The 14809-nt window shown below is 60.8% G+C and carries 14 protein-coding genes; 7 read left to right on the top strand and 7 right to left on the bottom strand.

The features are described from left to right. The first annotated feature begins 3 nt into the window (after positions 1-3). Positions 4-543, top strand: a complete 540-nt coding sequence (locus NKI01_RS00150) for a DUF1697 domain-containing protein (RefSeq protein WP_023717705.1) — start codon at positions 4-6, stop codon at positions 541-543. A 30-nt stretch (positions 544-573) separates the two neighbouring features. Here the strand turns inward: NKI01_RS00150 and NKI01_RS00145 are convergent, their stop codons facing one another. The 5 genes from NKI01_RS00145 to NKI01_RS00125 all read right to left on the bottom strand — a co-directional run bounded on the left by NKI01_RS00145 (position 574) and on the right by NKI01_RS00125 (position 8228). Further along, on the bottom strand, positions 574-2031 hold the full coding sequence (locus NKI01_RS00145; RefSeq protein ID WP_352961464.1) for an NCS1 family nucleobase:cation symporter-1: 1458 nt from the start codon (positions 2029-2031) through the stop codon (positions 574-576). Positions 2032-2159: 128 nt separating this feature from the next. Then, entirely contained in the window at positions 2160-3002 is an 843-nt protein-coding gene (gene otsB / locus NKI01_RS00140; protein ID WP_023717704.1) for a trehalose-phosphatase, read from the bottom strand. Beyond that, positions 2999-4780, bottom strand: a complete 1782-nt coding sequence (locus NKI01_RS00135; RefSeq protein ID WP_352482652.1) for an alpha,alpha-trehalose-phosphate synthase (UDP-forming) — start codon at positions 4778-4780, stop codon at positions 2999-3001. Before NKI01_RS00135 ends, otsB begins: the two co-directional genes overlap by 4 nt. 175 nt (positions 4781-4955) lie before the next feature. Then, positions 4956-7118, bottom strand: a complete 2163-nt coding sequence (locus NKI01_RS00130) for an amylo-alpha-1,6-glucosidase (RefSeq protein ID WP_352494610.1) — start codon at positions 7116-7118, stop codon at positions 4956-4958. Positions 7119-7166: 48 nt separating this feature from the next. Next, on the bottom strand, positions 7167-8228 hold the full coding sequence (locus NKI01_RS00125; RefSeq protein ID WP_352961461.1) for a glycosyltransferase family 4 protein: 1062 nt from the start codon (positions 8226-8228) through the stop codon (positions 7167-7169). A 30-nt stretch (positions 8229-8258) separates the two neighbouring features. Here NKI01_RS00125 and NKI01_RS30845 point away from each other — a divergent pair, with 30 nt between their 5' ends. Continuing rightward, the gene (locus tag NKI01_RS30845; RefSeq protein ID WP_502899415.1) at positions 8259-8750 is read left to right on the top strand and encodes a DUF982 domain-containing protein; all 492 of its coding nucleotides are present in this window, start codon (positions 8259-8261) and stop codon (positions 8748-8750) included. 36 nt (positions 8751-8786) lie between these two features. Here NKI01_RS30845 and NKI01_RS00115 read toward each other — a convergent pair whose 3' ends face one another. Further along, complete coding sequence (locus tag NKI01_RS00115; RefSeq protein WP_352961458.1) at positions 8787-10190, bottom strand: methyltransferase family protein; 1404 nt, start codon at positions 10188-10190, stop codon at positions 8787-8789. On the opposite strand from NKI01_RS00115, the gene NKI01_RS00110 reads away from it, so the two are divergent. From NKI01_RS00110 to NKI01_RS00090, 5 genes are all read left to right on the top strand, one after another. Further along, positions 10190-10498: a hypothetical protein gene (locus tag NKI01_RS00110; RefSeq protein ID WP_352961455.1), complete on the top strand. Its 309-nt coding sequence runs from the start codon at positions 10190-10192 to the stop codon at positions 10496-10498. The two genes, NKI01_RS00115 and NKI01_RS00110, sit on opposite strands and share 1 nt — an antisense overlap. A 435-nt stretch (positions 10499-10933) precedes the next feature. Continuing rightward, positions 10934-11095, top strand: coding sequence for a hypothetical protein (locus tag NKI01_RS00105; RefSeq protein ID WP_023717698.1), 162 nt, complete (start codon positions 10934-10936; stop codon positions 11093-11095). A 266-nt stretch (positions 11096-11361) separates the two neighbouring features. Beyond that, on the top strand, positions 11362-11586 hold the full coding sequence (locus tag NKI01_RS00100; protein WP_023717697.1) for a hypothetical protein: 225 nt from the start codon (positions 11362-11364) through the stop codon (positions 11584-11586). 37 nt (positions 11587-11623) lie between these two features. Next, positions 11624-11878 (top strand): DUF6894 family protein, encoded by a 255-nt coding sequence (locus NKI01_RS30840; protein WP_023717696.1) that lies wholly within the window; start codon positions 11624-11626, stop codon positions 11876-11878. Between the two features lie 678 nt (positions 11879-12556). Next, a complete protein-coding gene (locus NKI01_RS00090) occupies positions 12557-13294 on the top strand; it encodes a TylF/MycF/NovP-related O-methyltransferase (protein ID WP_051409619.1) in 738 nt (245 codons plus the stop codon). An 83-nt stretch (positions 13295-13377) separates the two neighbouring features. Here the strand turns inward: NKI01_RS00090 and NKI01_RS00085 are convergent, their stop codons facing one another. Further along, positions 13378-14223 carry a GSCFA domain-containing protein gene (locus NKI01_RS00085; RefSeq protein WP_352816243.1) on the bottom strand — a complete coding sequence of 282 codons (846 nt, stop codon included), beginning with the start codon at positions 14221-14223 and terminating at the stop codon, positions 13378-13380. Positions 14224-14809: the final 586 nt, after the last annotated feature.

Genomic DNA, 14809 nt, shown 5'->3' with positions numbered 1-14809 from the left:
CCGATGCGAACTTACGTCGCGCTGCTCTACAGCATCATCCTGGGCGAGGGGCGGCGGGTCGTCATGTCCGATCTCAAGGCGATGGCCGAAGGCCTGGGCCTGAACAACCCGCGCACACTGGTGGCGACCGGCAATCTGGTCTTCGAGGCGCAGGAGACAGAACTCGCGGCGTTGGAGCAGCGGCTGGAGGCGGCGTTCGCAAAGACTTTTGGCCGCCATGTCGACATCATCGTGCGCCGCGCCGACGGCTGGCTGAGGCTGGCGGCCGGCAATCCGTTCCCAGCCGAATCGGCTAAAGCCGCGGACCAGGTGGCGGTGCGCGTGATGCGGGCGCCTGTTTCCCCCGATGCGGTCTCTGCGCTGCAGGCCTATATCGGCAGGAATGAAAAGCTGCAGGCGGTCGGCGGCGACATCTGGATCGTCTTTTCGCGCGAGACGCCGAGTTCGCGGCTGCTTGCGGCGGTGAGCCACAAACGCCTCGGCATCGGCACGTCGCGCAACTGGAACACCGTGCGCCGCCTGGCCGAGATGGTCGCAGAATGAACGGGGCGGCTTGCGCCGCCCCGAATCCGTTTAGGCCTTGGCCATCTTGGCCCAGGCGCCGAGTGCCATCGTACGCAGCACGTAATAGATGACGCCGGCAATTGCCACGCCGAAAAACCAGCCATAGACGCCCCACCAGGACGGCAGCAGGCTGGTGAAGTTGGGCAGGATCGACGAGAAGACCGCGCCAATACCGGCGGCGATGAAGGCATTGACATGCCAGCCGCCCTGGAAGCGGAATTCGCCATTCTCCGTGTAGAGCGCCTCGACATCGACCTCGCCCTTCCGGATCAGGTAGTAGTCGACCATCATCACGCCGAAGATCGGCCCCATCGTCGCGCCAATGATGTTGACGAAGGAGGCGGCACTGCCTTCCCAGGGCGCGAAGGGATAGAGCACCAGCGCGATCAGCGCCGCGATGTAGCCGCCCTTCTTGAAGTCGATCTGACGTGGAAAGACGTTGGAGAAGTCGAAGGCCGGCGACACGAAGTTTGCCACCACATTGATGCCAAGCGTCGCTACGGCAAAGGTCAGGGCCGCGAGCGCCGCCAGGAACCAGCTGTCGAATTTCGCCGAGATCTGGTCAGGATGCAGCAGCACCTCGCCATAGACGTCGAAGGCGGCGATCGTGGTGACGCCGGCGACCAGCGAGAACAGGATGAGATTGACCGGCAGGCCCCAGATGTTGCCCTTGCGCAGCGATGCCTTGTCCGGCGCATAACGGGCGAAATCGCAGAAGTTGAGGTAGAGCGCTGAGAAATAGGTCACCCAGATCGCCGCTACAGCAAACAGCGAGGTCCAGGAGCCCGGCGTGCCCGGCACGCCCGCGTCCTTGGTCTTTTCCAGCAGCACATCCATCGGGATGTCGCTGGTGAAGGCGAAGGTGCCTGCCTTGATGCAAAGATAGATCGCCAGGATCAGCATCATCACCCACACCGCCGGTCCGGCCCAATCCTGGAAGCGGCGCACCGTTTCCATGCCCCTCTGGATGATCAGGAGCTGCAGCGCCCAGATGACGGCGAAGCAGATCACCTCGAGCCCGGAGTGGCCGAGGAAATGTGTGCTCTGGTTGAAGTCGGCGAACCATTGCGAGCGGATCAGCAGGGCTACGATCGCGCCGGAGGCCGCCGCCGTCTGCGCGCCGTACCAGAAGCAGGCGACGATGGCACGCACCAGCGCCGGTATGTTGGCGCCCCAGATGCCGAAGGAGGCGCGCGCCAGGACCGGGTAGGGCACCCCGGTCTTCACGCCGGCATAGCCGACCATGTTCATCAACGCATAGATGATCAGCGAACCGATACCGATGGCGATGATGAAGTTGACGAAGCCGCCGCAGAACAGGAACAGGCTGGCAGCGAGATAGTAGCCCCACAGGCTGTGGACGTCCGACGTCCAGACGTTGAAGATCGAGAACGGTCCCCAGTTTCGAACCTTCGCCGGAGCGAGATCCTCATTGTACAGGTCCGGTGATGCGCCTTGTATGGTCATAGAGATGTCCTCCCCTTGTTACCGCACGCGCCTCCACGCGTGGCACGCAGGTTAAGCCTGACGCAGGGGAACCGGCAAGCAGACGATCTGCCGGCTTTGGGCTTAAAGATATTCAATGAGAAACGCGCTTATCGACCGGACGCTGCCGTGGCTGCGATATTGAGCTTCGCCCTTGATTCGGTCTCTGCCTTGTTGTCGGCCGGTCGAGCACCGGAGACCGGCGAGACTTCGAAATTGGCCCCGAGCCAGGCTATTGCGCCGGTCACGCCATCGAGGACATAGGTTGCGGCCGTCGGTCCGTTCGGCTTCACGCGGATCGAGATGCCGCCAATTTCGTTGATGGCCTCGAAACCGTGTTCGTCCGATGTGTCGTCTCCGAGGAATATCGGCCGCCGGCCGACAAAGGGCGGAATGTCCATGAAACGCCGGATGGCAGCACCTTTGACGGCTTCCAGAGGCATGAGCTCGACGCCGGCGTTTCCGGGAAGCACCCGATAACCCTTCGGAAGCCGGGCCAATGCCTGTTCGATCAACTGGATTGCCGGCGCAAGCAGTTGCGGCGCTGCTCTTGTATGGACGGCAAGGACCGGACCCTTGCGCTCGACATAGACCTTGCCGCTGCCCAGTTCGGCCTCGATCTCGTCGGCAAGGGCGGCGATGTCGGCAGGCGCGTCGGCGGCATCGATCGGACCCGTCGGCGTCAGCCGGTGCTCCAGCCCATAGAGGCCGGCGATCCTCAGCTTCAGCGGGTGGAACAGCTTGTCCACAGCGGGGATCGAGCGGCCGGTGATGAAGGCGACCGCACCATCCAGCCGCTGCTCGATGTGCCCAAGCAGATTGCGCAATTCCTCGCCGACCGACACCGCGTCGGGATGGGCAGCGTGTTCCAGCAGGGTTCCGTCGATGTCGAGGAAGAGCGCCCATTGCCCTTCCGGCAGGTCCGGCGCCGGCGGTTGTTCAAAGCTTTTCACGACGCTGCCTTCCGTGCCCGCTCGAACATCGAGATGACGTTGTTGGTGTTCGACGGCGGGCGCTCGCCAGTTCCGGTCACCCTGTCGAGATCGCCGCGTTTGCGCAGGCGCGCGGCATCCAGCAACATGCTGCCGGCCCAGCGGTAGACATTATTGTCGCGGACCATCTCGCGCATCGGCCGCAAACGCTCGCGCTGCTCTTCCGGCGTCATCGTCAGCGCCTGCAACAGCGCCTCGCTCATCATGGCTGCGTCGTAGGGGTTGACGATCAGTGCCTCCAGCAATTCGCGCGAGGCGCCGGCGAAGGTGCTGAGCAAAAGCACGCCCTGTTCGTCGTCGCGCGCCGCGACGAATTCCTTGGCGACAAGGTTCATGCCGTCATGCAGGCTGGTGACCATGCAGATGTCGGCGGCGCGATAGACCTCGTAGACCTGCTCCTGCCGATGATGTTCGGCGACCATCAGGATAGGGCTGTATGTCTCGCTGCCATAGCGCCGGTTGAGCTCCTCGGCACAGCGGCGGCATTCGTCATGGAGTTGCTGGTAGGCCGGCAATGTCCCCCGGCTCGGCGCCGCGATCTGCAGGAAAACCACCTTGCCTATCCATTCGGGATATCTGGTGAACAATTCGTCCAAGGCATGGAAGCGATCGAGAATGCCTTTCGTGTAGTCGAGGCGCTCGACGCCAACGCATAGTTTGGTCTCCGCAGACAGGCCGAATCTATCGCGGACACGGGCGCGGCACTCCTCGACAGACGGCAAACTTGCCAGCAATTGGGCCGGCCATTCTATGGAAATGGGATAGGCGTGGACCAACGTGGTCTGTCCGCCATAGGAGATCGCCGCGTCGGCCCGTTCTATGCGGCTCTCCAGAAAGCGGTCGACACTTTCGGTGAAGTTGTTGGCATGGAACTGGGTATGAAAGCCGATGATCGAACTGCCGAGCAATCCCTCCAGGATCCGCTCACGCCACGGACAGATGCTGAACACTTCCGAATTGGGCCACGGGATGTGCCAGAAGGTGATGATGATGGCGTCCGGCAGGCGCTGGCGGATCATGCGCGGCAGCAGCGCGAAGTGGTAGTCCTGCACCAGCACGATCGGCCGCTCGTTGCGTGCTTCGGCAACCACCGTATCGGCGAACTTGCGGTTGACGGCCTCGTAGGCGTCCCAGTCCGAGGCGCGAAAGATCGGGCGGGTGAAGGCGATATGGCAAAGCGGCCATAGGCCCTCATTGGCGAAGCCCAGATAATAGCCCTGATATTCCTCCTCCGTCAGCCAGACCCTGCGCAGCGTGTAGGACGGATTGCCTGGCGGCACTTGCACCCGGTCGTCCTTGTCGACCGTGAGACGGTCTGCCGTTCCGCCGCCATAGGCGATCCAGGTTCCGGCACAGGCGCGAGTGATGGGCTCGAGTGCCGAAACCAGCCCGCTGGCCGGCACCAGAAGTTGGACCCCGTCATCCTTGATGTTGTGGATGTAAGGTTCGCGGTTGGACACGACGATGACCTGTGCGTCCGGCAGGTCGTCGGCCAGGATCTTACGCAATGTGTCGGGCGACCATGTGACCAGCGCCGCGTCGGCCGACTGGCCGTTCTTTTCGAACTCGCGCAGCACCTTGCGTGCCGCTTCCGATGCGACATCCTCGCTCGGCGTGTATGCGGCCGCCGTTGCGCGGCCGCGGCGCTGGCGGGATATCGATAGGAGAATGGCAAAAGCGGAAAAGCCAAAACTTGCAATCAGCAAAACCCAGAGCAGGTCTACAGTATAATCTGACATGGAATGTGATCTCGCCTCCGGCCGCCGATAGCCGTTTTTATTGGTTTTTCTGGTTCGCTGCCGTGCGACAACAACAGTTCCCACGCCGCCCATTTTTGCAACGCACAAAGAGGCTATCGGTTCCGGACGATTGCGGTGCCGCGCGTCGTTTTCGATGCGCCGCTGCGAGGCGGCGTCAGGTGCGCACGATGAGCGGTACCATCCCCTCATACCGATCGGCGAGAAAGGCGACGACCCGATCGCCGACACGCTGGAATGTGAGGTCGACCACCGCCGAGCCGACACCCAGATGCCGCAGTGTCAGCGTGTCGATGCCGATCGGCAGCCTCGGGCGGGTGACCCGGATTTCACCGTCCCAGCCATCGATTTCCAGGCCAAGGCAGGCCTGCATCAACATGAAGGCCGATCCCGCCGACCAGGCCTGCGGCAGGCACGCGACGGGATAGGCGATCGGCGCTTCGCCCGGCGACCTGGTAAAACCGCAGAACAGTTCCGGCAGCCGCATGTTGAAATGGACAGCCGACTCGAACGTGCCGCTCATCAGCCGCACCACGCTGTCGCGTACGCCATAACGTGCCAGGCCGGCACCGCACATGGCAGTGTCGTGCGGCCAGATCGAACCGTTGTGGTAAGACATGGGATTGAAGAATATCGCATCGTCGGCCAGCGTCCTGACGCCCCAACCCGAGTGGAACGACGCCGAGAGCAGCTGATCGGCGACCAACTGCGCCCGTTCCGGCTCGGGCAGCCCGACATAGAGGAGATGGCCGGCATTCGACGTCCGTACCTTGCAGACCTCGCCGGCACCGTCGATCGCCATGGCGTAGAAATTGAGATCGTCCATCCAGAAATGGCGTTCGACCGCGGTGCGCGTGGTTTCGGCGCGTTCGTCCCAATGATCGGCCTTGTCGTCCTCGCCACGGCGGCGGGCGAGCGCTGCCAGCCCACGGAACGCGGCAAAGACATAGCCTTGCACCTCCACCAGGGCGATCGGCCCCTTGGGCATGCGGCCATCGGCATGGAAGACCGAATCGAAGCTGTCTTTCCAGCCCTGGTTGGCGAGGCCGGACTCGGCGCCGCGCTGATAGGTAACGAACCCGGTCGCGCGGCTTATCTCTTCGGTCCATTCGGCCGCAGCACAGAGCGATGGCCACAGGCTGTCGATGAACGCCATGTCGCCGGTACGATCCGCATAGGCACAAGCGAGATGAATGTAGAGCGGCGTGGTGTCGACACCGCCGTAATAGCGGCCAAACGGGAGCTCCCGCAGTGCCGCCATCTCGCCCTTGCGGGTCTCGTGCATGATCTTGCCCGGCTGCGAATCGCTGAACGGCGACGTTTCGGTTGCCTGATGCTGGGCGAGAAAGGCGAGCACGCCGCGCGCCAGCCCGGGATTCAACCACAGCATCTGCAGTGCGGAGATCACCCCGTCGCGGCCAAACGCCGTCGAGAACCAGGGTATGCCGGCATAGGGGTAAGGTCCGGTTGCAAGCTCGGTGGTCAGCAACGCCACGTCCGCGCGCGCGCGCTCGATCCAGTCGTTGAAGACGCGGCCAGAGCTGTGCACCGTCGCGCCGTGGCGGCGTTTGGCGCGCATGCCGAAGCGAGCGCGGGCGGCGGCAGCCCGAAAACGGTCGCGGTCGGGTGTCTCCGCCACTTCCGGGCCGACTTCGATATAGAGGACCTCGCTGCTGCGCTTAGTCACCGCAATCAGGAAATCCGCACGGTTGGTGGTCAAATTGTCCGGGGCTTGCGAGAACGAGATCGCCGACAGGCGCACAAGCTGGTCCAGCCCGTCATATCGAAGCACCACGGACGTCGGACTGGTCTCGGCGGCATGGGCTATCCCGCGCTTGGGCCGGGTCGAGCCGCGCACCTCGAACATGTCACGGAAATCTGCTGCGAAATGCAAGGAAACCCGAATGGCCGACGATTCCTGGCTGTAGTTGGAAAGGGTGATGCGCTCGAACAGCCGGTCCTGCCAAAGCAGCCTGACGCGTTCTATGTGGATCGCGCCCTGCGGAATATCCCGGCCACCGACACTCTGAATCGGCAGATTGGTCAGGTTCGAGGTGAAAAGCACATTGTCCTGGCTGAGCGATGCGCCGAGCAGCGACATTTGCCGGCCACCGACCGTCAACCGAAATTCCGAAAGCACACGCGTGTCGTCTCGGAAAAAGCCGTCGCCGGCGCCGCGGATGTCGCCATAGGCGTCGGCCACCGCGAAGCAGTCGCCTTGCTTGAGGGCGAACAGCCGGTGCGGCTCCCGAGGCGCGACCTCGTCGAGAGAGGCAAGGGCTACGGCGGGATCAAGCTTACGCTCGTCGAGTTGATTCATTCGTCACAAACTCTGTCGTTTCGTTCTCAACTTCCACAATGACGCCGATCAGGACGCTCTCGCTTCACCGGGAGCACCGATCAGGTGCGCATAGGCTGCCACATAGTCGTGGGCCATTCTCGTGGCAGAAAAACGGTTCTCGAATACGGCTCTCACCTGACGCCTGTCGAGGCGTAGCAATTCCGGTATCGAGGCGACCGCAGCGTCGACTTTATCGACAAGGAAACCGGTCACGCCGTGGTCGATGATCTCCGGCAGGGCACCGCAATTCCAGGCGATTACCGGCGTGCCGCAGGCCATCGCCTCTATCGCGGCAAGGCCGAACGGCTCCGGCCAATCGATCGGAAACAGCAGGCCGGCCGCCTTGCCGAGGAATTCCGCCTTTCTGTCCTCTTCGATCTCGCCGATATAATCGACACGGTCGCCGTCGATCAGCGGCTCGACCGTGTCGTGGAAAAACGCGCGGTCGTCATCGCCAATCTTTGCCGCAAGCTTCAGTTTCAGCCCGGAGCGCAAGGCGATCTCGATGGCACGATCGGGGCGCTTGTCGCGCGACAGCCGGCCCAGGAAGGCCAGATACGGCTCGTCCGCATCCGTCTCGAAAGTCGGCTCGTAGATATCGATCGGCAGCCCGTGATGGATGGTCGCCAGCCAATTGGCCTTGGCGAGTCCGGCTCTCTGGCTGCGGGAAATCGAGATCATCGGAAAGCGCGGAAAACGTTCGTAGGCCGGCGCCAGATCGACATAGTCGAGCCTGCCATGCGGTGTTGTCACCGTCCGGTCGGGCATGTGTTCGAAGAAAGGAAAATGCAGGAAGTGGCTGAGATGGAAGTGGATGACGTCGAACTGCTGCGCACGGTTCCTCACCTCGGCAAGCATAGAGAGATGTGCCGCGGTTTCGGATTTGTGGGGGCGCGGATCGAGACGCAGCGCACGCTCGCGACACGCCACCAATTTCGCCGACGTTTTGGTATCGCCGCTGGCGAACAGTGTCACGTCATGGCCAAGCTCGACCAATCCTTCGGTCAGATAGGAGACGATGCGCTCCGTCCCTCCATAGAACCGGGGTGGCACGGATTCATGGAGCGGCGCCACATGGGCTAATCTCATGTTTTGGCATTTCCCTCAAAAAGACTGCTCGTGGGATCGAAATGCATCAGTCGCGCTAACGTTCCCGTACAACGGCAAGATGTCGCGCAATGGGGACTGCCGGAGCTTGCCGTCCAGCCAACATTTTTCATGGCAAGCCTCTTTTGCCGGGAACCAAAGGGCCAGTTCGCGAGTTTAGTGGGGTTCGATCGCACGCATCCGGTCGACGGGGAGGAAATGATGGACCGCTTGCAATTCTTTTCGCCCGTGCGGATTTTGCGCGGACAGGGACAGCCTGTGGAGGAAATCGACAGCGTTGCCGAAGCGATGGCATTCCTGCGAAAATGGCCGGCCGGGCGGCGCGGGCCGGTTTACCAATGTGCGGTGAATTGCTGTGCTGCGGCCATGGCCGGCCGGATGTCGGCCGAGGAAGCGAGAAAGGCTTTTGCCGGCTTCGCCCGGATCACCCGCCTGCTCGAGGGCGATAGGCCGTTGCCGGTGAGCGGCGAGGATCGGCATCGCGCGGATGCGCTGCGACGATAGCGCCAGCTGCCGCTAACCCTCAAAACAAGATATCATTCAGCCGGAACGCCCGATCGGCGACCGACTCGCTTTCGCGAACAGTCGTTTGAACTGGGCTACAGCACCGTTCTCGGCGATGTAATCGCAATAGGCGGCATAATCGGGGTCGCGTGACAGATGGCGTTCCTCGGTGATGGCGCGAAGTGCATAGACGGCGTTGAGCCCGAGCAGGATGGCGGAGTGCCGCAGCGCTTCAGCGGGTCCCGTGGCGGTGAGGAAAGGGACGGAGACCAGCCACCAGGAGAGGTTTTTCGAAACATAGGCGGGGTGCTTGATCCAGCGATACGGTCCGCAGGTGATGATTCCGCGGTTGGTGAGATTGGAAAATCTCAGGCCAAAGCTCACGGTGGACCAGACAAAAATCAAGACGCAGAAGACGATCGCCGATCCCCAGAAAACCTGGAGCGCCGGTGTGGGCATCACCGCCGTCCAGTTGACGCCCGTTTCGTAATTCAGGTAGGCACGGGTGGCGGCATTCATGGGTTCATAACAGGCAAGACAAACCAGCCAGCCGAACACAGTGGGCTCGACGGTGCGGATATGGTTGTCGAGGACGCGCAGCGTGAAAATGTAGCCGACGACCGCGACAAGGACATCCACCATGAACAGGAGATCGATTGCAAAAGCGTGCCAGCGCATGATGTCGAATTGATACGGTTGTTCCAGTCCGGCCAGGATCGAACCTAGCGCGGAGCACAGATAGACGAACATCAGCGGCAGGAAGAAGCCTTTGACGATCCAGCCCCGCACATGCTGGCGTATCTGCTCAGTCCTTTGCGGCACGGCGCCGCCGAGGACGAATGCACCGATTTCGGCATATGAATCTTCCGGATCGGTTTGCCGGCGATCGACATAAGCAACATAAAGCGGCGCGGCGACGAGCAGCGCCGGCAAGGTGTCGTAGAGAGCTGCCCAGTAGGGGGCGTAAAACTCACGCCGGTATTCCGGCAATATCCAGTAGACTGCGGCAATCGTCGTGAGCGTGACGATGAAGCCGATGAGTTTGCGCATGACGCGCTCGACTTCAAGCGCTCGCATCGGCTTTGCCTGCAATCCCGTTGAACGCCTTCGAAACGTCTGGAAATAGGCCGTGTCGACCGCGATCATCGCTGCCGCGGTAGCTGCAATGACAGTCATGGCCTGCAAATGCACAGGCCAGCTTCTGTCGACGAGCACCCCGACGGCCAGCGCAAGACCAAGCAGTCCTGCAAGGCCGGTGAGGGGCGCGGTCGCGGATTTCGGTTGGAGCGTCAAGCTACTACTCCCGTTGTCGTGAGGGTTTGATCGTCGTGGGCGGCCGGCACGGGTCACGTGGTGTGCCCACCCGCCGCCGCTGGAGCCACTTGAGCAGCTGCTACACTCCACCGCTGCCGTTGGATCCGCCGCTGCTTGTTCCGTCATTGCCGCCGCTTGAACCACTGCTGCCGCTCGACCCGCTGCTGCCGCTTGAACCACTGGTGCCGCTCGACCCGCTGCTGCCGCTTGAACCACCGCTGCCGCTTGAACCACTGGTGCCGCTCGAGCCGCTGCTGCCACTCGAACCACTGCTGCCACTCGAACCACTGCTGCCGCTTGAGCTGCTGGTGCCGCTCGAACCACTGCTGCCGCTTGAGCTGCTGGTGCCGCTCGAACCACTGCTGCCGCTTGAGCTGCTGGTGCCGCTCGAACCGCCGATGGGCCCCTTGTTTGCGTTGCGCGGGGAGGGATAGTTGTTAGCGCCCTCGCTTACATTTTCGCAGGTGCACTTGCGCTGATATTTGGTGCCGAAAGCACTGCGTTCATTGCTCGCCTTCTGGCAGACCACCCTATGGCAAATCAAAGTCGCTTCGGTTGTCTCGGGGGTAAGGCCTGTGATGACTATTGCGGTTGTCGTGGCCGCCATGCCCATGATTGTGAACCGGAGTAAATTCCGAAAATTTTGCATAGATACCTCGCTTTCTGACGCCTCGCTTCTCGGGCTTTCGCCCAAGCTTCCTCATTGTCGAGCGGGTGTTTGCAACAAGGCCGCATACGGATCGCTTACGCCTCAGCGGTCGGGCTCAGGGGCGGCGTAAAAACGTTGGACAAAGCGCAGACAATGGTGCCGCATTGCGGTATTTCGATCAGAAAAAGACCAAAGATGCGCTTTTCGGGGGAAACAGATAATGTCGAAACGGCTTAGACTGGTGTTGGGAACGGCCGGCGCAATTGCCGTCGCCATCGTCTGGGGGATCATCGCCACGTCGATGGGGCTGCCATCGATCCTGATAACCGTAGGAGCGGTCGCGATCGGCGCCGGCATCTACAGCTATCAAAGCCGGAGCTGATCCGGCATCCGGCGACGGCGGCTTAGCCAAAAAATCCCACAGTCCCGGACTGCCCGCGGCAATGTTCAGTGTACGAAAATTACCAACGGCAGCGTCCTGTGGAACGTGTGGCCTCTCGAAGCTATTGTGGTGGCGGTCCGAGACACCCCCGCCTCGGGCCGTTGGCTCACCCAGCCGAGTGGTCCGCTGCTACCCAATGGCGGCGGACCGTTCACCCGCAAGACGGACCCCGGAAGACGGACATTGTGCCGAATCGAGGGAGAACCATGGTCGTTGACGAGATTGCAGCGCGGCGCCTGAAAATTCTGATCGAGCAATATATCGAGACCAGGAAGAGGCGCCACGATGAGGTTTCTACCGCAGCGGCTGAGATCGCCATCAGGGCTGTCATGCCGAATTGCCCGGTCTCCGGAAAAGCCTTGGACGACATGATTGCGGCATGTGCGTTCGAACATGGGCTGGGGGTGCTGTTCGATCGACCTGACGCATGAAGGCTAAAATTAGATAAACCGACCAACCGGAACCGGCATGCCGAGATATTTTTTTCACTTCCGAAACAATGACGGCCGCTTGACGGAAGATTTCGAGGGTCAGGAGTTGGACGGTTTGTCCGCGGCTCAGGATAACGCCATGGCTTCGGCCAAGGAAATCCTGGCCGAGGGCCTGCTCAGCGGCAGCCCGGTCCTGACAGGTCTTTCCTTCGAAATCTGCGACGAGAACCGGAAGCTGCTATTCCGATTTCCCTTCTCGGAAGCTGCCGAAAAGGCTGGCACTCGACCGTGATTGGCCAAAGGCCCGCAATGCGGGCGAGCTTTGTCGAGCCTGGCTGAAAAACCGCATGTCGCGGGCAAGGCGGTCGTTGGCGCAAATCAGCACCATAAGCAAATTAGTAGCATAGCTGCCGGCACAAAGCAAGAACAAACATGGCTTGCCTTGCCGACAGGGGAACTATTTATGCTCCCGTTTGTCGGCCCAGGGCTACCGTAGCATTCCAGGATCTCGAGGGCAGGGGACTGACCAAGGCGAGCGCGGCGAGACTGATCCGCGATCGCGACGGCCTGATCTCCCTGGTCGCCGAGTTGGGCTCTCTGACGCTCCAGGCGCGACGAGGGCGCCTGACACTTTCGACGCACATCTGCTGCGGGCATTGCCCTGCTGTGCGCAAATATGTGATGAGGAGGTGCCGCGCCATCGTTGCGGCGCGCAGATTAAGCCGGGCAGTGTGCTAACTTCCGCTGGCAATCGACCAATTTCCGGACCGGCCTGGTACGTGACCGTGATCTTGAGTCGCAGTGCATGGGAGTTCCATTCCCGATCTTGGCTTATTACGTGCACCGGAAGCGCTTCGTTGCGGGATAAGGCCATGTCCTTCAGTCGGAACTCGACGTCATTTCGCGTCTGATGACGGCAGAGTTTCTCTCTGCCGTCATCAGAACACATACCGAATGCTGGAGGATACAGGTGAAATTGAGAGACGCGGCACTTGCTGTTTTTTCAAACAAACGCCGAGGCGTGGCTTGGTATAAGATCGCACAGAAGAAGGCGGACAGATACGGCTTCTATGTCTATTCCAGCCATATGGTCTGGAAGGACCAGCCATTTTTCCGCAAGGCACTGCAGCGGGTCAAAAACATCCGCGGGATTCCAGATCCGCGAGCTTTTGTCCTGCAAAGCTGCCTACGATCGATCGAGCGGATCGACGGCGATGTGGCCGAATGCGGCGTAAGGCAAGGCCGGTCGACGATATTCATGCTGATGAGCGATCTTCGGCCACGGCACTATCACCTTTTCGACTCGTTCGCCGGCCTCTCGGAACCGACCGCAGAGGATCGCAAGCGAAACGGCCAAACGCCGTGGAAGTCCGGCGATCTCAGCACTGACGAGAGGGTAGCCAGAGAGAATATTTCGGACTTCGGCAACACAACTTTTCATGTGGGATGGATACCGGAAACTTTTCCCAGCGTAGCCGACCGGCGTTTCGCCCTGGTCCATATTGACGTCGATCTATACGAGCCGACGCGTGACGCGCTTGCCTTCTTCTACGATCGGGTGTGCGCACATGGCATCATCATATGCGATGACTACGGCTCCGCGCTCTGTCCTGGAGCCCGAAAGGCCTTTGACCAATTCTTCGAAAACCGCCCGGAAGGCATTATCGAACTTCCAACGGGGCAGGCGATTGTCGTAAAGGCAAGCTAGTCCTGAATGGTTGCGGCGGCTCTCCATCGGATGAAGCGAGGACGTCGCCGAAAGCCATGATGGAAATCGGCAGGGCACGGGTATCAATTCTCGCTTGATGGCACCTGAGACGGAGCAAAATAGGCATTGAAGAACTGCTCAACGATCTCGTCGACGACTGAGTTCTTTACGTGCCGCAAGTCCTCTCTGTAGCTACGAGCGAGGCCTCCATAGGTGACAAGCTCGAACGAGGGAAGATAATGGACATTGTCCCGTTCCCGGCAGACTTGACCAAGCACGGCGCGAAGAACGGACTTGCCTTCAGTGCTCGCGGTGACGACATCCGCGTCCTGAAATGTGCGCGCCAATGCAACCGGTGAGACCGTGAGAATTATCGGCGCATCGGGTTTGCGTTCACGGACCATGTCCACGGCAGCCATCACGTTGGCGTAGTTTTCCTGAAAGCTGCTGACGTGAAGCGTTGTTTCCTGCATTCCGCCGCCGCCGAGATAGAGCGGCTTCTGCGCTGCTGCTTTGCCACTGGCCTTGTTGATGAAGACCTCGGTCATTCCAAAGGTGAATATGAATGCCGTGGCGGCATCGAAGCCAGCCCGCATCTCCCGGTTTACGCTCCCGATCACCTCTTTGAGAACTTCCGGAGATTTGGCGAAAATACCGCGCCGATACGGGTCCTGAAAGCTGGCCGAGCCCCAAGGGACGCGTTTCTTGACCTGCCACCAGTCGTCGTCTGCCTGATCCCACACGCCAAGCATTTGCTCGAGCTGGAGGCGAACAGTGAAAGTGTTGTAGAAGTTCATATGTTCCTGCCGAGGCAGCTCATCTACAATGGCCTCCGCGGGGTCGAAGCTGATATTTCCGTAGGACGGGACGCATGCGATGCGTCTGTTTGTCAACGCGCGTCGAATTTCCTGCGCAAAGCAACTCCCCATCGTGAAGAATATGTCGTCAGAAGTTAATACGGGGGTTTTGCGTATAGTAATGGCGCCAGAGCTTACAAAGTCGCCATACTTCGCGTTCAATTTATCCGACGCCATCAGACGGACAGGTTTGGCGTATCCGAGTCGATTGCGTATCCGAAGGTACCTTCGTTTAACTCGCTCCAGAAATGGCACAGTCGCTCCATAGTGGTCACAGCTGGCCCCAACCGCAATGCCGGACATGTAGTCCGCTTCGCGGCTAGCTGCAATCAGAAGGATTCAAGATTGACTATTCGAACGACGTCAGACCTCAGATGCGGTTCTTTTGGCGCATGTTGTCGCGGCGCAGTCTGGTCCCGCTTCACGCTTCATTGAGGCGTCTGTCGGGCTGTCCGCTGACCCCGACAGTTGTGCAGAAATCGCCTTTGGTGGATCGGCAACGCAACATGAGCCGCGCCCTTGGGACCGGGGGATCTCTCTCGCGCACGTCTGGCGTAACCCAAGGCAGACCGAGGGATTAGGGCCTACCAGAGAGGGTAATTGTCCTCCGGCTCAGCTTCCTCGTCAGCTTTTCCTCGTTTTTTTATGACCATCCGCA

It is taken from the genome of Mesorhizobium sp. M0815 (assembly GCF_040319995.1).
GTDB lineage: Bacteria > Pseudomonadota > Alphaproteobacteria > Rhizobiales > Rhizobiaceae > Mesorhizobium.
Note: the sequence above shows the minus strand (reverse complement) of the source record. Positions and strands in the feature narration are given on the sequence as shown.